Below are 19,555 nucleotides of genomic sequence, written 5' to 3' on the forward strand. Positions count from 1 at the left end.
GGCAAATCGCCCATTCTCCTCTGAACGTTCGTTTCATCGACGCATGTCTGTCGTGACACTTCCTGAATCTCACTTTTATTGCCGCTTGTTTAGGCCGATGGCCGCCTCAACCAGTATGTTATTGTTATCAGTGCGTCATTCATAGTCGCTATTTCCGCTACAGGATATATTATCCTTCGTATTAATATAGTAGCGGCGCTTAATTAATCACCGAATTTGTTGCGCATAATCTGTGTGAAATGAGCGAAACGTTTTTATTGCCTTATGATGAGGCAATGTCATGAAAGTTTCATTATTTTGGTGCAGCCTTACAGGCGTTATTAAACGTACATTCTGTGATTGATTACCGAACACCTGTAAAGCACTTATAACCGGCCCGCCAAATGCAGGCCAAAAAGTTATAGTGGAAATAGCACTAAGGATATAAAAAAATGTTGGGTAATCTGCTTCACTCGGCGCGCAGAGGTAAAGCTGCATCATGTTAAAAAAGTCTTACGATACCGTAAGCTAGGTCACATTTGAGCCTGGGGTGCAGTGTATCGATAAAGCGTTAAAGGGGCGGCTAATGCATACTCTGGCAAATGATTTGTTGGGATTTGTGCGGCGGATCGAGACACGTTTAAAAATGGCTTGCCATTAATTACGTAGTATGTGATAACACGTTTTGGGTTAAACGAGGTACAGTTCTGTTTATGTATGGCATTATCAGTAAAGAAGTCCTGAGTAAAAACGTTGACGTTGAATACCGCTTCTCTGCCGAACCTTTAATTAGTGCCGCATGCAGTCATGTCTCAGTTTTATCTATATGAAAACGCCTGCGGGCGCAGAAAACACTCTAAGGAATTTTGCAAATGGCAAAGATTAAAGGTCAGGTTAAGTGGTTCAACGAGTCTAAAGGTTTTGGCTTCATTACTCCTGCTGACGGCAGCAAAGATGTATTCGTACATTTCTCTGCAATCCAGGGTAACGGCTTCAAAACTCTGGCTGAAGGCCAGAACGTTGAGTTCGAAATTCAGGACGGCCAGAAAGGCCCAGCGGCTGTTAACGTAACCGCTATCTGATTCGACAATCACTGATCTTGCGGCGCGAGAGCGCATCATCATCAGACATAAAGCCTCGCGAATGCGGGGCTTTCTCATTTTAACTTCTGCCACTTTTACCCTCGCTTCGCCTTTCTCCCTTGCCTGAATAGCGGTACACTTTCGCCCTTTGATATCATGCCGGAGTCGTTATGTCCTACAGTTGTCCGCTCTGCCACGCGCCACTTACGCGCAGCGGCAATAGTTACCTTTGCCCACAGCGTCATCAGTTTGACCAGGCGAAGGAGGGCTACGTCAATCTCCTGCCTGTACAGCACAAACGCTCCCGAGACCCAGGCGACAGCGCCGAAATGATGCAAGCGCGTCGTGCGTTCCTCGATGCTGGGCACTATCAGCCGCTTCGCGATGCCGTCAGTGAGAAGCTACGCGCCATACATCCCGAACATCTATTAGATATTGGTTGTGGAGAAGGGTATTACACCCATGCCTTTGCCGCTGATGCGAAGGAAACGTGGGGGCTTGATGTCTCAAAGACGGCCGTTCGCTACGGGGCTAAGCGCTATCCGCAGGTCAACTTCTGTGTGGCATCCAGCCAGCGTCTGCCGTTTGATGACAACAGTATGGATGTGGTTGTACGCATTTATGCGCCCTGCAACCCTCTTGAGCTTAAACGTGTGGTTAAGCCCGGCGGCTGGGTCATTACGGTGACGCCGGGCCCGCGGCATCTCATGGAAATGAAAGGGTTGATTTATAGTGAGATACAGCTCCATGCGCCACATTCAGAAGTTATCGAGGGCTTTAGCTTAATCAGCCATGATGCATTGGCCTATCCGATGCAACTGACCGGAGAGGAAGCAACAACCCTATTGCAGATGACGCCGTTTGCGTGGAGAGCTAAACCGGAAGTGTGGGAGACGTTGAAGCGGGAAACGCAGTTTGACTGCCAGACGGATTTTGCGATCCATGCCTGGCAGCGCGAGGCAGATTAACCTAGAAAGTGCGCGTAGAGGATTTGCGCGCCAATGGCGATTAACACAATCCCGCCCAGAATTTCGGCTCGTTTGCCCAGCAGCGGGCCGATAAAACGTCCCACCATGATACCCAGTGTCGACATCATAAACGTGGCGCAGCCGATGGCAAACGCGGTGGTGAGGATGTTGACTTGCAGGAATGCCAGACCAACGCCGACGGCCATTGCATCAAGGCTTGTTGCGATAGCGGTGGTCACCAGCAGCCAGAAGCCGTGACGACGCGGCGCTTCGGTTTCTCCTTCATCGCAACCCCCACGGACCCCCTCAAGTACCATTCGTCCACCGAGGAAGACCAACAGCACAAAAGCAACCCAGTGACTCCAGGCCATGACAAACTGGCTTGCCAACATTCCCAGACCCCATCCGATAAGGGGGGTGAGCATCTCAATGACGCCAAAAATCAGGCCGGTGCGCAGAGCTTCAGAGAATTTGGGTTTATGCAGCGTTGCACCTTTACCGATTGATGCAGCGAAAGCATCCATCGACATACCGAAGGCAAGCAGGATAGTGGCAGTAAAGTGCATGAAGATGTCCAGACCGGGAAGTTTCCATATGACACATTACTGCCCCCAGTAATCAGCAGTGAATGCGTCTATGGTCTCGCTTGACTACTTGATGTAATCCGTACGCACCACGTTTTTCAACGAGTATGTTGACACGTACATTTCCAATGGGATGGAAATCAGCTACTCCCCAACGACGGACGCAACCTTAACATATTTTTAGAATATAAAACAACTCTTGCTCTTGCATATTTAATTATTTGATGATAACGATTTTCATTTAGATTTGTTAGGTAATGAAAACGTTAATAAATAGAAGAGGGGATTGCGTGATAAACATAGCCAACGCTATAACTAATCTGTCCGAAAATACAACAGGTATAGTATTGGCTATATTATAACCTACTGAGAATTAAGCAGAAGTTTGTAGATCCGTTCGAGGTCGTCAATATTCTTTACGCGAACCAGCAGGCGCCGTTGTTCTAATTGCATCACCAGAACGCCATCTTCAGATAAATTCATTTTTTGGATACGACTGTATTTTATCCACGCATTAGAAAAGAAGAAGCCTTCGCTTTTAAAGATAATTCTTGGGCTGCGGATCCAGAACAGATAAAAACCCATCAGCGCCAGTGCGCATAATAACCATGTGGTAATTAAAGCGCCGTGGTTAGTGACATTGTTGTACACCAGAATGACAATCAGCACGACGAAGATCACGCTGTCTACCCGACCTGGGCGTAAAAGGGGAACGGAGAGTAGGGTGGCGCCATGACGGCGGGGCATGATGAACTGGTCATAGATGGCGAATGCGAGTAGCGCAACGATGAAAAGAACCAGTACCAAATCCGTTATTGTCATTAAGCCTCCAGATAAAAAAAACCGGGGGCAATTGCCCCCGGCGTACATCATATATTACAGACCCAGCAGGCCAACAGCGTAACCTGCGATACCGATGACGAAGAAGCCAACGATGATCCACAGGGCGTTCACTTTCTTACGCAGCAGCCACATACACGCGAAGGTCAACAGCAGCGGAACCAGACCCGGCATCAGCTGGTCAAGGATAGTCTGCACGGTGGTCACACGGGTCTGACCATCCTGACCGGTGATGGTTGAAACCACCAACGGGATGTTCACGTGTGTCCACTTGTTCACCAGGGCCCCCATAACAAACAGGCCGAGGATTGACGCCCCCTCAGTCAGTTTCTGCAGGAAGCCGCCGCCCATATCGCTAACGATATCGATACCTTTACGATAGCCATAAGCCACGCCGTAATAACGGGTTGCTAAACGCACCACGTTGAACAGAATGAAGAACAGCAGTGGCCCAAGCAGGCTGCCGCTCATCGCGATACCAGCACCCAGCGCCGCGAAGACCGGACGTACAGTACCCCAGAAGATTGGGTCACCCACGCCTGCCAGCGGACCCATCAGACCAACTTTGATACCGTTGATGGCAGCATCGTCAATCTCCGCGCCGTTAGCACGCTGTTCTTCCATCGCCAGCGTAACGCCCAATACTGGCGCGGCTACGTATGGATGGGTGTTAAAGAATTCCAGGTGACGTTTGATGGCTTGTTTGCGCGCATCGTTGTTCTCTGGGTAAAGGCGTTTGATTGCCGGTACCATCGAGAAACAGAAACCCAGCGCCTGCATACGTTCGAAGTTCCATGAACCCTGAAACAGGTTAGAACGAATGAACACGCCACGAATATCACTCTGGGTGAGTTTTTTCTCGGTGGTGGTAGTTTTAGTCATATCAACCATTTCGCTCACCTGTTAGTCCAATTCGTTATCAAGATCGTTAGAACCAGCCGCCTGAGCAGGAGCACCTGCAACGCGGTTATATTTCGGGCTCAGCTGGATGTAGAGGATAGCCATTACTGCGCCAATCACGCCCAGAGCAACCAGGTTGAAGTTAGTAAATGCTGCAGTCACGAAGCCGAGGTAGAAGAACGGCATCAGGTAGCCTGCGCGCATCATGTTGATGACCATCGCGTAACCGACGACTACGATCATGCCACCAGCGATGTTCAGACCGCTTGTCACCACTTCTGGGATCGCATTCAGCATGCTCTGTACTTCGCTTGTGCCTACGGATACCGCAACGATAACCGCAGGGATTGCGATACGCATTGCTTGCAGGAACAGGGAAGAAACGTGGAGCCACGAAATTGCGGTTAGGTTGCCGTTATCGGCCGCCTTATCTGCCGCGTGCTGGAAGGCAACGGTGATAGTACGAACGATGATGGTCAACACCTGGCCTGCTGCTGCCAGTGGGATAGCCAGTGCGATACCGGCACCGATACCCTGGTGACCCGCAATAACCAGAACGGTTGAAATAATTGAGGCCAGGGCCGCATCTGGTGCAACTGCCGCACCGATGTTCATCCAACCCAGTGCGATCATTTCAAGGGTACCACCGATGATAATACCGGTTTTCATATCCCCGAGAACGGCACCAATCAGCGTACAGGCCACCAATGGACGGTGGAACTGAAATTCATCAAGTACCGACTCCATACCCGCGATACATGCGACGATGAACACCAGCACAATCTGAAGAGTGGTAATCTCCATTGTACTTCTCCTATTGCTTAAACAGACTTATGTGTGAAGGCTAAAAACGTTGCCAGCGCGGTTATTTATCCGCTTTGGCAATCAGATCCATCATTTTCAGTTTCTGATCGGTGGAAACTTTACGGGCTTCCAGCTCGATACCGCGTGCATTCAGTTTCTTGAACGCTTCGATATCTTTCTCATCAACGGAAATTGCGTTATTCACCTGGGTTTTGCCCTGGCGGAACGCCATACCACCGATATTCACAGTGGTGATTTTCACACCGCCTTCCACGATACGTTCAACGTCAGTCGGGTTAGTGAACAGCAGCATCACACGTTCGCCCGCATACATCGGGTTGTTGTAAACGCGGATCATTTTGGCGACATCGACAACGTGTGCCGTCACGCCCGGAGGAGCAACCTGAGTCAGCAACGTTTTACGCACGGTATCAGCAGCAACTTCATCGCTGACTACGATAATGCGTTTGACGTTGGTCTCTTTGGTCCAGCGGGTAGCAACCTGGCCGTGAATCAAGCGGTCATCGATACGTGCCAGGCCGATTACCATGTAATCGTTCGGGCCCATCGCTTTCGCTGGGGTAGCGGCTTTTGGTGCAACCGGTGCTGGAGCGGCTTTCTCAACGGGTTTTGCTTTCAGCGCTTTCACGCCTTCGCTACCGGTTTCAACCGCCAATGCAACCAGCTCATCAAAGCTTGGGTTATCATCGCGAGCCATGAAGGTTTCGACCAGCATCGGTACGTTGACGCCCGCGATGACTTCATAGTTTTCTTTATCGACAACAATGCGGCTAGCCGCGTTGAATGGGCTACCGCCCCAGGTGTCGACGAGGAACAACACGCCTTTACTGGTATCAAGCTTTTCCAGTTGTGCGGTGTATTTTTCGATTAACGTTTCTGCATTCTCGCCAGGCACGAAATCGATCCAGCCAACGTTTTCCTGCTCGCCCAACAGCATTTCTGCCGTTTTCAGCAGTTGTTCTGCTGCCCAACCATGTGTGCCTATTACAATAGCAATCGTCACTTGCTACCTCCTTTTATTATCGTGTGTATCAGTAGGGCTGATACAAGATGAGCCGAGTTCGTTACCGAATCGATTCAGACAAGGGTTAGAGAGATAAACCAATAATTACCGAGAATTATTTTAGACAGTGAAAGAATAATTAATGTGATGAAGATCCGTAATTTAGTTAAAGGTTCGCAATTATTTTGCGCTGTAAAAAATTACCTTACATTTTGCAAAGACTGGTAAATTTTTTCCAAATTGGCTGTTGTTTTTGCTATGTTAACGCTTCGTTTAATTACACAGGAGTATAGGGCATCAGCCCGAAGTATGGATCGTCACCGACGCCTTTTCGCATTTGCTCGCTTTTGCGGCACACCTCCCGGCACTTCGCGCCACACTTTTCTATCGTCAGGTATCGTCTCGCTTAAACATGACACAGCGATGACCCGTCTTGTCTCTCGTTGGAGTGGTTTATGGAATTGTTAATGGATCCGCAAATCTGGGTCGGATTGTTGACGCTTGTTGTGCTGGAGATTGTTCTCGGTATTGATAACCTGGTCTTTATCGCCATCCTTGCAGACAAACTGCCGCCTAAACAGCGAGATAAAGCCCGTCTTATCGGCCTGTCTTTGGCACTGATTATGCGCCTGGGGCTATTGTCCGTGATTTCGTGGATGGTAACGCTGACTGCGCCGCTGTTTAGCGTGTGGGGGCACACCTTCTCAGGTCGAGACATGATTATGCTGGTGGGTGGTCTGTTCTTGCTGTTTAAAGCGACGACGGAACTCCACGAGCGGCTCGAAAACCGACAACACGACTCTGGTCACGGCAAAGGTTATTCCAGTTTCTGGGTGGTGGTGGCACAGATTGTGGTGCTTGACGCCGTCTTCTCGCTGGATGCGGTGATTACTGCGGTGGGCATGGTGAACCATCTGCCGGTGATGATGGCGGCAGTCGTTATCGCGATGGGTGTGATGCTACTGGCTTCAAAGCCGCTGACCAACTTCGTCAACCAGCATCCAACGGTCGTCGTACTGTGTCTGAGCTTCCTGCTGATGATTGGTCTGAGCCTGGTGGCCGAAGGCTTTGGTTTCCATATTCCGAAAGGCTACCTGTACGCCGCAATTGGCTTCTCGATAATCATCGAGCTGTTTAACCAGATTGCCCGTCGTAACTTTATCCGTCACCAGTCAACGCAACCCCTGCGTGCGCGTACCGCTGATGCGATCCTACGCCTGATGGGCAATCGCAAGCCCGTCACGGCCGCGGTAGATGACGGTCATAAAACCAACGTACCGGTGCCAGAAGGCGCGTTCGTTGAAGAAGAACGTTACATGATTAACGGCGTACTGACGCTGGCCTCACGTTCGCTGCGCAGTATCATGACACCGCGCGGTGAAATCAGCTGGGTGGATGCGGATCTGAGCGCGAATGAAATTCGCGAACAGCTTCTGTCTTCACCGCACAGCCTGTTCCCGGTTTGCCGGGGTGAGCTGGATGAGATTGTCGGTATCGTTCGCGCTAAAGAGCTTTTAGTTGCGCTGGAAGCGGGTGAAGACGTTCTGGCATTAGCGGCGGCCTCGCCGGCGATTATCGTGCCGGATACGCTGGATCCTATCAACCTGCTGGGCGTACTGCGCCGGGCGCGGGGGAGCTTCGTGATGGTCACCAACGAATTTGGTATGGTGCAGGGGCTGGTTACGCCGCTGGACGTACTGGAAGCGATTGCCGGTGAATTCCCGGATGCCGATGAAACACCGGAAATCGTCGCTGACGGTAATGGTTGGTTGGTGAAAGGCTCCACCGATTTACATGCTCTGCAACAAACGCTGGGGCTGGAAAATCTTGTCGATGAAGACAATGATTATGCCACCGTGGCGGGACTGGTGATTGCGGTAAATGGGCAGATCCCGCAGGTAGGGGAAAGCGTTGAATTACCCGCAGTGCAGATAACCGTGACCCAGGCGAATAACTACCGAGTCGATCAGGTACGGGTTGTGAAGCTCGTGTCAGCGCACGACGAAGAAGAGTAACGTACCAAATGATAGCCCGGGCGAGGCGTTAACGCCGACCCCGGGAATTGGCATCAGGGCTTCCCGGCTTTGCTTGGCCGGGCTACTTATCGGGCGTTTCTTGCAACGCCAGCCATTGGGGAAATTCTTCCAGCCGCATGGGTTGGGCAAACCAATAACCCTGTAGCATATGAACCCCATGTTGCTGTAAATACCGGGCCTGACCAGGCGTCTCTACACCCTCCGCGACCAGTTCAATATTCAACCGTTGCCCAAGGGCGATAATCAAATCCGTCACCGTCGAGTTTACCGAATCAGTACCAATTGCCTTGGTAAAGGATTTATCGATTTTCAGTATGTCCGGATGCAGCATCTCCAGCCATGACAGTGAACTGTTGCCGGTTCCAAAATCATCTATCGCCAGTTTTATTTGCTGATTTCCCAACTCGCTGCGCATCTGATAATTCACATCGTGCAGCGCTTCGCGCTCGGTCAACTCAACGGTTAACTGCTGAATCGGCCGTACGTTAAACCAGTATTTGTGCAAGTCTTGCAGCAAGCGGCCATTTTTAAAGTGGGGGGCCGCGACGTTGATGCCTATCTGGAAGTTGGGATCCTGAGGAAAAAGATGTAGCTTCTGCGCCGTTTCGCTGATCACGTAGCGGGTAAGCGGAATGATCAGGTTTTGCGTTTCGACAATCGGAATAAAAACGTCCGGTTCTATCCAGCCCACACGAGGATTATGCCACTTGAGCAGAATTTCTACGCCGGTGCAGCGCTGTAGCCGCGCATCCATTTGCGGTTGGCAATACAGGCTGAACTCTTTCCCCGCAATCCCCATATTAATTTCGCGCGCAAAGCTCAGGCGACCGGCGGTCACCAGCCAGGCAATCCAGGTAAACAGGACGCTCATGATAATAGCCAGCGGCAATTCGGACAGTAGACTCTGGAACGCTAACCGGGAAGGGCCTGGACTTAATGCACTAATACTAAAGGGAAAATGTGAGGAATGTTGGGTGTAGGCTTTGTCGTTTGAATGTCCTAACTGACCGGTGATCCCTGTCGCATGTTGATAATACTGCTGACCGACGTTGAGACTCATCCCGCTTATCAGCGGCGGTGAAGACTCCAGAATAATATTGCTGATTAAATCAATATTGAGCGAGGCGAGCACGCCATCCCTTCCGTCAGCCGAAGCTGGAAACCACTGGATGAGGATAGGGGTACCTTTTAGCAAAGAATGGTCGATGGTGAGTTGCAGTAGCGGCGTGCTGCTTGGTAATTGTGCCTGAAGGCTGTGCACTGGCACATCTCGGTTACCAAGCGCGCTGGAGCAATACAGCTGACCTGATTTCACCAGGGCAATAGACCGCACGGTTTGCAGCGCAACAGCGAGTTTGCGTAACGGTAAATGAATCGCCTCGCAGGGCTGTCCTACGAGAGCCAGCATGTCGGCACGCCGCGTTTCCAGCGGATGCAATAAAGTATCCATCCGCTCGATAGAATGCCGGGTGAGCGAGTCTATTTGATTCTGATTTATAGCGCGCTGCGAAATAAATCGGGCTCCCAGAGTAATCGCAAAAGCACAGACAGCGATAATCACACAGACGGCGATTCGCTGGCGTAGATACTTCCTGATAATCCATTGTGCGGTTTGCATATCCGAGGCTCGGTGCAGATGTATTGATAATGAAAATACCAGTGACGATAAAGCAAGTGTAGAGGGAAGAGATAAATGTGAGAAAAAAGAGGTAAATAAATCACCCACCCGTATGACGGGTGGGTGGAATAACGTATTAGTCGCACTGAACCTTGATAGCTAAACCGCCGCGAGACGTCTCGCGATATTTCGCGTTCATGTCCTTACCGGTTTCATACATGGTTTCAATGACTTTATCGAGCGATACGCGAGGCTCGCTGGTACGACGCATGGCCATACGTGAGGCGTTAATCGCTTTTACGGAGGCGATGGCGTTACGCTCAATACAAGGAACCTGAACTTGTCCCGCTACCGGGTCACAGGTCAGCCCCAGATTGTGCTCCATGCCGATTTCTGCCGCCACACAGACCTGCTCTGGGCTCGCGCCCAGAATCTCAGCCAGACCCGCCGCGGCCATAGAACAGGCAACCCCGACTTCACCCTGACAGCCGACTTCTGCACCGGAAATAGATGCGTTCATTTTATACAATGCGCCGATTGCCCCGGAGGCGAGGAAGTAACGGATATAAATCTCTGGTGTCACCGGTTCGATAAAGTGATCGTAGTAGGCAAGAACGGCCGGAACGATCCCGCAGGCGCCGTTGGTTGGTGCAGTCACCACACGCCCGCCGGCAGCGTTCTCTTCGTTAACCGCCAGCGCAAACATGTTGACCCAGTCAATCACGTTCATCGGATCGTGAGACAGTTTGTCGCTTGCCACCAGCAGACGACGCAACGCAGAGGCACGACGCGGTACGCGAAGCGGCCCAGGCAGAATACCTTCGGTATTCATCCCGCGGTCGATACAGGCGCGCATGGTCTGCCAGATGTTGCCGAAGTAGGCCTCAATCTCTTGCTTACTGTGCAACGCCAGTTCGTTTTGCATCACCATCCCGGACAGTGACAGTCCGGTATCTTTGCAGTAGCCGAGCATTTCAGTTGCGGAGGCAAACGGGTAGGGTACCTGAACTGCAGCGCTTGCTTCTTTGCCAAAGTGCTCTTCATCGACGATAAAGCCGCCGCCGATGGAGTAGTAGGTTTTGCTATAGATAAGCGTCTCACCCGCCCAGGCGTGGATCTGCATGGCGTTTTCGTGCAGCGACATATTTTCGCTACGAAAACGCATACCATCATTGGCCGGGAAATCGACTTCGACGCGGCCTTGTGCGAGCAATAAACGGCCGCGCGTTTCCACATCGCGGATAAACGCGGGAATGGCATCAATATCAACGGTATCCGGCTGGTTGCCCGCCAGACCCATAATAATGGCGATATCAGTATGGTGGCCTTTACCGGTAAGGGACAGTGAACCATAGACGTCAACGGCAACGCGCGTTACGTCATCAATCAGTCCCTTTTCGACCAGGTCATCGACGAACTGTTTGCCAGCCTTCATCGGCCCTACAGTATGGGAAGATGAGGGACCAATCCCCACCTTAAACATGTCGAATATACTAATCACTTTAACACTCCTGAACAGGGTTGCCGCGTCGTTGCGGCAACGATGTAATAACTGCGCATAGTGTATGAGGGAACCCGAAACTCAGCTTAACTATTCACATGAATTTAACTAATGAGTAGCCTTGGTTTTACTAATGCTGAATACCGGTTGTTTAGATAAGTATAGTCAGGGTTTCAGGCCGACTTGTAGCGCCAGCTCACGAATGATGCCTGCGGTCATGCCCCAGACAAAATAGTGCTGATACCACGATAGCCAGACGCGATGAGAATTGCCGCGACGATGCACGTCAAGAGGGTGATAGCGCCCCAGCCGAAGCGCCTCGGCAAGCGGCATCTCGAAGACGGATGCCACCTCGTCCTCGCAGGCATGATAATGCAAATCTGGCGGGATGACGCCCAGCACCGGGGTGACCTGAAAACCGGTCACACTGTCCACCGGAGGAAGTACGCCAATGATATCCACACATTCCGGGGGAATCGCCACCTCTTCATGTGCCTCACGCAGGGCGGCGGCAATCAGCGAGGCATCGCTGCTGTCCACCGCGCCGCCGGGAAACGCCACCTGCCCCGGGTGTTTGCGCAAACGCGCGGAACGCTGGGTGAGCAGCAGACCGGGCTGCGGGCGGCGGACAATCGGAATCAGCACCGCCGCCTGACGGGCATTTAACGCAGCGCGGGTGGTCTGCGGGCGCAGTAGCTGAAAGCGGGAGAGAAAGTCATCCAGATCCAGCGCGTTGACGTCCATGGTTATGACTCCAGTTGCGATAAGATACGGTTTACTTTATCAAATGTTTCCTGATATTCCGCACCTTCTTCACTGTCAGCGACAAGGCCACCGCCCGCGGAGCAGTAGAGTGTGCCTTCTGAGGCGGTAACGGTACGGATGGTAATACTGGTATCCATGTTACCGCAGACGCTCAGGTAGCCAATACTGCCGCACCATGCGTTGCGTCGATGAGGTTCAAGCTCATCGATAATTTCCATCGCCCGCACTTTCGGCGCGCCGGTAATCGACCCGCCGGGGAATGCCGCGCGCAACAGATCGGTAGCGTGCAGCGCGGCAGGCAAAGTTGCCGTAATGGTGCTAACTAAATGGTGTACTGCCGGGAAAGGTTCGACCACAAACAGCTCCGGCACACGCACGCTACCCGGTACCGCCACGCGGCCAATGTCGTTGCGCATCAGATCGACAATCATCAGATTCTCTGCACGATCCTTCGGCGAATGGGCCAGACGTCTGGCCTGTTCGGCATCGGCGATGGGGTCTTCTAGCCGCGGTAAAGTACCTTTAATCGGACGCGTCTGGATATGTCCCTGCTCAAGCTGGATAAAGCGTTCAGGCGACAAGCTCATGATGGCGCTATCATCGAGACGCAAAAAGGCGCTGAACGGTGCACGATTGGCGCGGTTAAGACGAACAAACGCCTGCCACTCATCGCCTTGATAGCTTGCCTGAAAACGCTGCGCCAGGTTGACCTGATAGCAGTCGCCGCTTTGCAAATATGCCTGCACCTGACGGAATTTTTCACCGTATTGCTGGCGACTCATATTGGATTGCCAGCGCGAGGTCAGTGCAAATGGCGCGACGGTTGGCGCTTGCTGCTGTAGCCAGGCCAGACGCGCATTCACGTCACCGTAGCAAAGCAGGGTGACGACCTGTCGATGATGGTCGACAATCAGTGCCCAGTCATAAATGCCCACCGCCATATCCGGCACGCTAATATCGTTTAACGCCCGTTGTGGCAAATTTTCAAACCGCCGTCCGAGGTCGTAACCCCAAAGCCCAACGGCTCCGCCAATAAACGGCAAGTCCGGTAACGGAGTATCACTAAACGGACAATCTGCCAGCACCTTTTGTAATAAGCGTAATGGGTCGTCAGATGATGTTTCGGTCTTTTCTGCATCGCTGACTACGGTGACATCGCCGCGCGTCACAAGCGTTGTACACGGCTGCGCCACGATAATGTCATAGCGGCTGTGCGGGTGGTCAGCAAAGCCGGAGTGCAGCATCATTGCCCATGGCGAGGTACTCAACGGCGCAAAATAGTGTTCTGCGGCGTCGGGTTGCCAGGGAAGCGTCAGGGTTGAAGGGTGTAACATGGTCTTTTCTGTCAAGCCTTGTCTGTGCTGCCTATGGCGAATACTCGGGCAGCATGAAATAATAAGCGCCCACAATGTAGCAGGAGTCAATGATGTTTGCAGGATTACCTTCACTGAGCCACGAACAACAGCAACAGGCCGTTGATCGCATTCACGAACTGATGGCGCAGGGCATGCCAAGCGGACAGGCCATTATGATCGTGGCTGAAGAGCTGCGCGCCAACCACACCGGCGAACAAATTGTTGCCCGTTTTGAGGATGAAGATGAAGACCAGGCAAGTGAGGACGAAGACGAGTAAGTCAATGTCTTGCTTGCTAAAACCTTTACTGCTGGCGCTGGCTTTCGTGCCTGCGCTGGCCGCCGCACAGTCGGGCTGTCAGCTGACCGATACCACCCTGACGCTGCAAAGTTACACTGCCGATCCCCACCACGAACGCATCGCCATGTACTGGCGTAAACCCGATGGCAAAGATTATGGATCGTTACGCGCGCTGCTGTCCGCGATAAACGGCGACGGTCGTGTGCAGATGGCGATGAACGGCGGTATCTACGATAAATCCTACGTGCCGCTTGGCCTGTATATCGAAAAAGGCCAGCAAAAGGTGGCGGTGAATCGGGCAACAGGCGGCGGTAATTTCTTTATCAAACCCGGCGGTGTGTTTTATCTGCGCGGTCAGCAGGCGGGGATCGTCACGCTGGATAAGCTGAAATCAACGAAAGGCATGGATTATGCTGTACAGTCCGGCCCGATGCTGATTGAAAACGGTAAGATTAACTGGCGGCTGAAGCCGTCGGCCACCTCGCGTAAGTTGCGCAACGGCGTCGGCATTAACGCGCAGGGTAAAGTGGTGTTTATGCAAAGCGCGCGGGAAACGAATTTCTACGACTTTGCCTGCTACGCCAAATCGCGCCTTAACGTCCAGCAGATGCTGTATCTCGATGGCACCATTTCTAAGATGTACCAGCAGGGCGGCAGCGTGCCCTGGCAGTACCATCCTTTCGTCAGCATGATTACAGTCGAAGAACGTTAAAGGCGCCTTCCGTTGCCGGAAGGCGACAAGGTCACATCATGACATCCGGCAGTTGCGCTGGATTATCGAACAGTGTTACATGCGTCACTCGCTCGCCGCGCCAGAAAGTAAGCTGTGTGCCGAAAGCTGCGTGATGCACGCTCACTTCGGTTAACGGCGCAGATTTTGCCAGATCCCACAGACAGACAAACCGTGCCTGCGGCAGATGATTGCGCAACACCAGATAGCTGAGTTCGCTTACCGCCGGGTTATCCGGTGCTAACCCCTGCCATAGCTCACCATCACCCGCCAGCCACAGCGCTACCGTATCGTCTTCACGGGAAAAATGGCGTGGCTGACAGCCGTGCAGCGGTGTCATTGTTGAATCTGTCATATGACGTAGCGGCCCACTAAGCGAGAAGGGCTGCGGCGTGCCGCTTTGATCCAGCGCCTGTGCCGCCAGATGGAGCGTCCAGTCAAGCTGCTGACGATGCGGGTTCTCCACCGTTGACAAGTCGATCAACACATCATCCAGCCACAGCAAACGGCGGCGAAAGCGCACTTCGCGCCAGGCGTTAACATCCCACTCGACCCGTGAATGGCTATTCAGCACTGGCAGTGGTTTGCCCCAATCCACCTCTGTATCCAGCCAAAGAAAATCATCGCCCATATGCCAGCCCAGCACATCCGGATTCGCGGGAGGCTGGTTGGTTTGATTCACCGTCAGGGTGTTATGGGTAGCGCTGTTTTTGTAATAATCATAGTGCATTTTTGCACCGTAACCGGTGGTGCCCAAATCCGGAAGCAGCCAGCCGTCGCGCTGCCACAGCATCAGACCCAGCCGGTCATAATGGTCGTGCTCGCCGCCCCACGGGCTATGTTTAATCAATAGCACCTGTTGTGGTCGGCGCCAGAGCGTGATCCCGGCACCAGGGGCGAATAGCGACTGCTGTGGAATAAGAACCGGTGTGGTCTCCGGCAGCGACCGATTGCGCCACAGCAGCGTTTCGCGCTCATCGGGCTCCTCAGCCGTAAACTGCAACACCGCAGCGTATTGCGGGTCGTGCCAGATAAACCAGGCAAACTCATACAGATCCCGGTGATGCAGTTTTTCCTGCCCGGCAAGGCAGTCATTCAGCCGTGGGAAGGTGCCATCCGGCAACAGCAATGAGAGCGGAAACTTCAGCATCGGCTGATACCACGAGCCATCAATCAGGCTCCAGCGAGTGCCGCGCGCCAGCTTCTCAAAAGCAAAGAACCCCTGTAGCGCGTAGTAGTGGTAATGCACCGACCCCTCAAACCACAAGCCCTCCGCAAGTAGCCCATGCTCTAACTGCCAGCGCAGGCCGTACGGTTCATTAACGGCAAACTCAAGAAGCTCCTCATCTTCAAGGACAAAGCCCAGCACGGCGAGTGCGGCGCTGATTTTCACCTCGTGATTATGAATCTGTGGGCTTCGATGCTCGCGTAAAAACGCCGCTGCACAGCGCAGAAGGTTTTGGCTGATGTGTTGCTCTTCGCTAGTTGTGACGCTGTCACGAATAAAATCGTAACCCAGGGCCATATCCAGAATGCAATTGGCTTCGCACAGCGTTTGGGCGTTCATTTTCCCCGGGCCATTGTGGGGAATATCTCCATGGATTTCGTAGCCGGGATAGACATCCGCATACCCCATCAGTAGCGTATGGACTTTATCGCGATAGTGTGATTCACCGGTCAACTGCCACAGTAGCCCCAGTTGCTGACAGGCACTGGCGTTGCGCCCGTTCATCTCCCGCCACCACGCTCCGTCCCACGGCTCGCCGCTAAAAACTTCACCGTCAACCGGGCAGGCGTGATGATGAGGGGAGTCTGCCTGCCAAGTGAGCCGCACCCCATGGTGCGGGCAAAAATAGTAGAGATTCCAGCTCGCAATCCCGGTCTGCGGGATGCGCACGTCGGCGTCGAGCATCGGCTGTGCATTCTTCACGAGCTGTTCAATCAGGCCGTTATTGCCGGCTGCACGTCTGGCAATGTCGGGCCATAGCCCAGAAAATTGTTTCATCAGTGGTTATCCTTGACCTCTGCTGATGCGGGGAGCGGAGCAATTAGCGTGGTGATATCGTCGGGGTATTTCGCGCGCAGCCACTGGGCTTTTTCGCGGAACAACGCGTCATCCGGCCAGGCGTGGGCGGCGGTGGCAATATTCCGTAGCGCTTTCTTATCGTCCATTTTGTCGAGGTCTTTCCACGGCCACGGTGTATCGCTGTTAATAAATCCGGCGATGTATTGATAGCCTTTGCGCAAGCTATGGTCGTCGAGAGTGAAGTTCCAGATATCAACGCCCGCTTTCTCGCCCAGACGCCCCAGGCGATTATAGGCTTCGAGGTTGAAGTTGCTGTAGTGCCACGGACGGGTGCGCTCCAGCTCCGCCATCTGGCGGCCATCAACGTCAAATTGTCCGGCAATGCGCCGCAGTTGGGTGATGTACAAACGCTTTTTCGCTTCGTCGTTTTTGCCGCTGAACAGCGCAAAGGTGGCGGCCTGCATATCAAAGTAGGTGCCGTGATTATTATGCCAGTTCTCTTCCTCAAAACCGTTCTGGCTGGTGGTCATCCAGTGATAAAACTCGCCGAACCACTGCTTGAGTTCCGCCACTTCTGACTCGCTCAATGCGCCGGAGGATTGCAGCAGGGCGATGGCGTCAACTACCTCGACCAGCGCCCGACTGTCGATAATGCCGATGCCGCGGCCGGTATTGATGCCAGGGATCGCCTGCGCATGCTGTAGATTTGGCGTCATACGGGTTTTTGGATTGAGGAACCAGCTTTTAATCTGCTCGGCGGCCTTCTGTGCGTAGCGGCTATCTTGTGAGAAATACCACGCCAGCGCCAGCGTGGACACGTCGTTGCTCATTTTCACCAGGCGGTTTTTGTCGGTTGCATCGCTGTTGGCATCCGGGTTGGTTTGCCCATCTTTACGGATATACGGCAGCCCGTCTTTGGTGTTGGGGTCTGGCCACCAATATGGCGGGAAGCTGTAATAGTCGTGCTTATTGCCGCTGGCGGCGACCAGCGTTTTGTCCATCACCGAAAACAGCGGGTGCTTCAATGCCAGGTCCGCTTTCTTTAGCAGCGCGTCCTGTGCTTGCACAAACAAGGGATCTTTAGCGGCTATTTGCTGGCGGCTGAAGGCCAGATCTTTACCATCAAGCGTATAAGGCTCTGCGGCATACAGTGATGTGCTTAGGCCACAACAAAGTAACGCAAGGCTGAATATTCCAGGGCGAGGTATTGAGTTCATCGTGATAACCCTTCTACAAATAAGAGAAAAGATAACAATAGAATTTTACCTGCCACATATTTAAGAGGCATAAGAGACAGGCGGTTTAATTAAAAATAATGTATTTATGAAAGCGATGCTGTGCAGTGTAAAAGACAAAGTGATTTTTTTTGTGATGAGCTTCAAGCTTATAGGGTTGAATAAAAAATGACGTAATTAATGCAATGTGAGTCACGGAATTATACTTTTTTCTATTTTTGTTGATAATTTTAACAAAATCAATAAAATGTTATCTGTATGAATTTAAAGGATAATAATTTTAAGTCACTTTTCATGTCACTTCCTGATGTGATCTGCTTCAACTTTTTGATTTTTGAAATACAATTTCTTTTTTGTGTGGTTGTATTGGAAAATACATTTCTATTTAATGATTGAAAATAATTTTCACGCATCTTGTATTAATAGCAAAATGCTATTCATTTCATCTGAAAATGCATTAATTGCGAATTTAATTACCTTTGTGCCCTACAATAAAGGATATGCAATCATGTCTGCGAATAAATTACGTTCATTATTACTCCTTTCCGCACTGGGATTTGGCATCGGGCAGAGCTACGCCGCCACAACCCTTAACGTCTGGATCCGCGCGAGCAACGACTCCAAAAATATCTACAAACAAGAGGCGGAGAAGTTTGAAGAAAAAACCGGAATTAAAATCGAATACTTCAACGCGACCACCGATTTTGAGCAGCGTCTGGCGCGGGCAACGGCGGGCAATGCCTTACCGGACCTGATCTTTAACGATGCGGCGTCACTGGGGCAGTTTATCCAGCTCGGCATTGCCGATGAAATCGACCCCAAAGCGATAAGCGGCGGCGATCAGTTGTATCAGACGGCCTGGAACAGTACCCGCTATATCGACGGCAAATACTACGGCGTGCCAACTTCGGCGCAAACCTTCGCCCTGTTCGTGCGCAAAGACTGGCGTGAAAAACTCGGTTTGCCGTTACCGAAAAGCTGGGATGACATCCAGACTCTCGCCAAGGCCTTTACTACTCAAGACCCGGACGGCAACGGTAAAAATGATACTTACGGTTTTATCGTTCCGGCATCCACCACCCGAGGCTATGCCAGCTGGTTTATGAGCAGCTTTATCTGGCAGGCCGGAGGCGATTTCGTCAGCGACCATAACGGTAAATTCAGCGCTTCGCTCAATACCCCGGAAGTCGCTCAGGCGATGACCTTTATGCGCACCATGATGTGCGAAAAGGTCACCCAGCCGGGCGCAATTAATGCCACGACTGCCGATGTTATTCCGTCTTTCCGATCAGGACAAAGCGGCATGTTCTTCAGCGGCCCATATCACATTGCGCTGTTTGATAAAGACCCAGGTAAAGATAACTTTGAGGTGGTGCCGGTCGTTGGACCAAAAGGTGAGGCGACTCTCGCCGAAGGCACCACGGTCTTTATGATGAAGAGCAGTCAGCAAAAAGAGGCCGCCCGCAAATTTATCGAATTTATGATTTCCCCGGAAGGTCAGGAAATTGGCATGGGCAAAGGCAGTAAGCACATTCCCGTTGTTCGTTTACCGGTGAACAAGAACGTCGATGTGAAAGCGGTGTATCAGGACACGCGCTGGGAAACCTTCGCCAAACTGTACAACGAGCAAGGGCGCTATGTGCCGCAAATTCCAAACTGGACGCCGGTACGTCAGGTGGCAGCCGATGGCTTTAACCGCATCTTTGCCGACTGCAACAGCGACATTGCCGCTGAGCTGAAGACAATTGACGGCAAGGTAAACGCTGAGCTTGAAAAACAAAATGTGCTGGCTAAGTGAGGAATGACGTT

The 19,555-nt window shown here is 52.1% G+C and carries 18 protein-coding genes and 1 riboswitch; of the genes, 7 read left to right on the plus strand and 11 right to left on the minus strand.

Annotated features, from left to right (window positions below):
* Nucleotides 1-692: 692 nt before the first annotated feature.
* From U0026_RS10215 to rlmA, 3 genes are all read left to right on the plus strand, one after another.
* Nucleotides 693-809: a DUF2627 domain-containing protein gene (locus U0026_RS10215; RefSeq protein ID WP_073971150.1), complete on the plus strand. Its 117-nt coding sequence runs from the start codon at nt 693-695 to the stop codon at nt 807-809.
* Between the two features lie 42 nt (nt 810-851).
* Entirely contained in the window at nt 852-1,061 is a 210-nt protein-coding gene (gene cspE, locus U0026_RS10220; RefSeq protein WP_001062678.1) for a transcription antiterminator/RNA stability regulator CspE, read from the plus strand.
* Nucleotides 1,062-1,231: 170 nt separating this feature from the next.
* The gene (rlmA, locus tag U0026_RS10225) at nt 1,232-2,029 is read left to right on the plus strand and encodes a 23S rRNA (guanine(745)-N(1))-methyltransferase (RefSeq protein ID WP_062776195.1); all 798 of its coding nucleotides are present in this window, start codon (nt 1,232-1,234) and stop codon (nt 2,027-2,029) included.
* Here the strand turns inward: rlmA and mntP are convergent.
* The 5 genes from mntP to manX all read right to left on the minus strand — a co-directional run bounded on the left by mntP (nt 2,026) and on the right by manX (nt 6,181).
* The gene (mntP, locus tag U0026_RS10230) at nt 2,026-2,595 is read right to left on the minus strand and encodes a manganese efflux pump MntP (protein WP_062776197.1); all 570 of its coding nucleotides are present in this window, start codon (nt 2,593-2,595) and stop codon (nt 2,026-2,028) included. The genes rlmA and mntP overlap by 4 nt on opposite strands.
* Before the next feature lies 1 nt (nt 2,596).
* A riboswitch (yybP-ykoY riboswitch) is annotated at nt 2,597-2,778 on the minus strand.
* A gap of 198 nt (nt 2,779-2,976) precedes the next feature.
* On the minus strand, nt 2,977-3,435 hold the full coding sequence (locus U0026_RS10235) for a DUF986 family protein (RefSeq protein WP_062776199.1): 459 nt from the start codon (nt 3,433-3,435) through the stop codon (nt 2,977-2,979).
* 54 nt (nt 3,436-3,489) lie between these two features.
* Nucleotides 3,490-4,344, minus strand: a complete 855-nt coding sequence (locus U0026_RS10240) for a PTS mannose transporter subunit IID (RefSeq protein WP_062776201.1) — start codon at nt 4,342-4,344, stop codon at nt 3,490-3,492.
* Nucleotides 4,345-4,356: 12 nt separating this feature from the next.
* Nucleotides 4,357-5,157, minus strand: coding sequence for a PTS mannose transporter subunit IIC (manY, locus tag U0026_RS10245; RefSeq protein WP_062776203.1), 801 nt, complete (start codon nt 5,155-5,157; stop codon nt 4,357-4,359).
* A gap of 61 nt (nt 5,158-5,218) precedes the next feature.
* Entirely contained in the window at nt 5,219-6,181 is a 963-nt protein-coding gene (manX, locus tag U0026_RS10250) for a PTS mannose transporter subunit IIAB (protein ID WP_062776205.1), read from the minus strand.
* A 455-nt stretch (nt 6,182-6,636) separates the two neighbouring features.
* Between manX and yoaE the strand changes: the two genes are divergently transcribed.
* Nucleotides 6,637-8,196 (plus strand): CNNM family cation transport protein YoaE, encoded by a 1,560-nt coding sequence (yoaE, locus tag U0026_RS10255; protein WP_062776207.1) that lies wholly within the window; start codon nt 6,637-6,639, stop codon nt 8,194-8,196.
* An 82-nt stretch (nt 8,197-8,278) separates the two neighbouring features.
* Here the strand turns inward: yoaE and U0026_RS10260 are convergent, their stop codons facing one another.
* The 4 genes from U0026_RS10260 to pabB form a co-directional block, all read right to left on the minus strand.
* Nucleotides 8,279-9,835 carry an EAL domain-containing protein gene (locus U0026_RS10260; protein ID WP_062776209.1) on the minus strand — a complete coding sequence of 519 codons (1,557 nt, stop codon included), beginning with the start codon at nt 9,833-9,835 and terminating at the stop codon, nt 8,279-8,281.
* Between the two features lie 136 nt (nt 9,836-9,971).
* On the minus strand, nt 9,972-11,336 hold the full coding sequence (sdaA, locus tag U0026_RS10265; RefSeq protein WP_062776211.1) for an L-serine ammonia-lyase: 1,365 nt from the start codon (nt 11,334-11,336) through the stop codon (nt 9,972-9,974).
* 165 nt (nt 11,337-11,501) lie between these two features.
* Nucleotides 11,502-12,080 (minus strand): CoA pyrophosphatase, encoded by a 579-nt coding sequence (locus tag U0026_RS10270; protein ID WP_062776213.1) that lies wholly within the window; start codon nt 12,078-12,080, stop codon nt 11,502-11,504.
* A gap of 2 nt (nt 12,081-12,082) precedes the next feature.
* A complete protein-coding gene (gene pabB / locus U0026_RS10275; RefSeq protein WP_062776215.1) occupies nt 12,083-13,435 on the minus strand; it encodes an aminodeoxychorismate synthase component 1 in 1,353 nt (450 codons plus the stop codon).
* Nucleotides 13,436-13,527: 92 nt separating this feature from the next.
* Here pabB and U0026_RS10280 point away from each other — a divergent pair, with 92 nt between their 5' ends.
* Nucleotides 13,528-13,734, plus strand: a complete 207-nt coding sequence (locus tag U0026_RS10280; RefSeq protein ID WP_062776217.1) for a YoaH family protein — start codon at nt 13,528-13,530, stop codon at nt 13,732-13,734.
* A 13-nt stretch (nt 13,735-13,747) separates the two neighbouring features.
* Entirely contained in the window at nt 13,748-14,467 is a 720-nt protein-coding gene (locus U0026_RS10285) for a phosphodiester glycosidase family protein (RefSeq protein WP_062776293.1), read from the plus strand.
* Nucleotides 14,468-14,498: 31 nt separating this feature from the next.
* On the opposite strand, the gene U0026_RS10290 is transcribed toward U0026_RS10285, so the two are convergent.
* Nucleotides 14,499-16,490 carry a heparinase II/III domain-containing protein gene (locus U0026_RS10290; RefSeq protein ID WP_062776219.1) on the minus strand — a complete coding sequence of 664 codons (1,992 nt, stop codon included), beginning with the start codon at nt 16,488-16,490 and terminating at the stop codon, nt 14,499-14,501.
* Entirely contained in the window at nt 16,490-17,728 is a 1,239-nt protein-coding gene (locus U0026_RS10295) for an alginate lyase family protein (protein WP_062776220.1), read from the minus strand. The genes U0026_RS10290 and U0026_RS10295 overlap by 1 nt, the downstream gene beginning before the upstream one ends.
* Before the next feature lie 526 nt (nt 17,729-18,254).
* On the opposite strand from U0026_RS10295, the gene U0026_RS10300 reads away from it, so the two are divergent.
* Entirely contained in the window at nt 18,255-19,544 is a 1,290-nt protein-coding gene (locus U0026_RS10300) for an ABC transporter substrate-binding protein (RefSeq protein ID WP_062776295.1), read from the plus strand.
* Nucleotides 19,545-19,555 lie beyond the last annotated feature (11 nt).

The sequence above is a fragment of the Kluyvera intermedia genome, assembly GCF_034424175.1.
In the GTDB taxonomy this organism is placed as follows: Bacteria; Pseudomonadota; Gammaproteobacteria; order Enterobacterales; family Enterobacteriaceae; genus Kluyvera; species Kluyvera intermedia.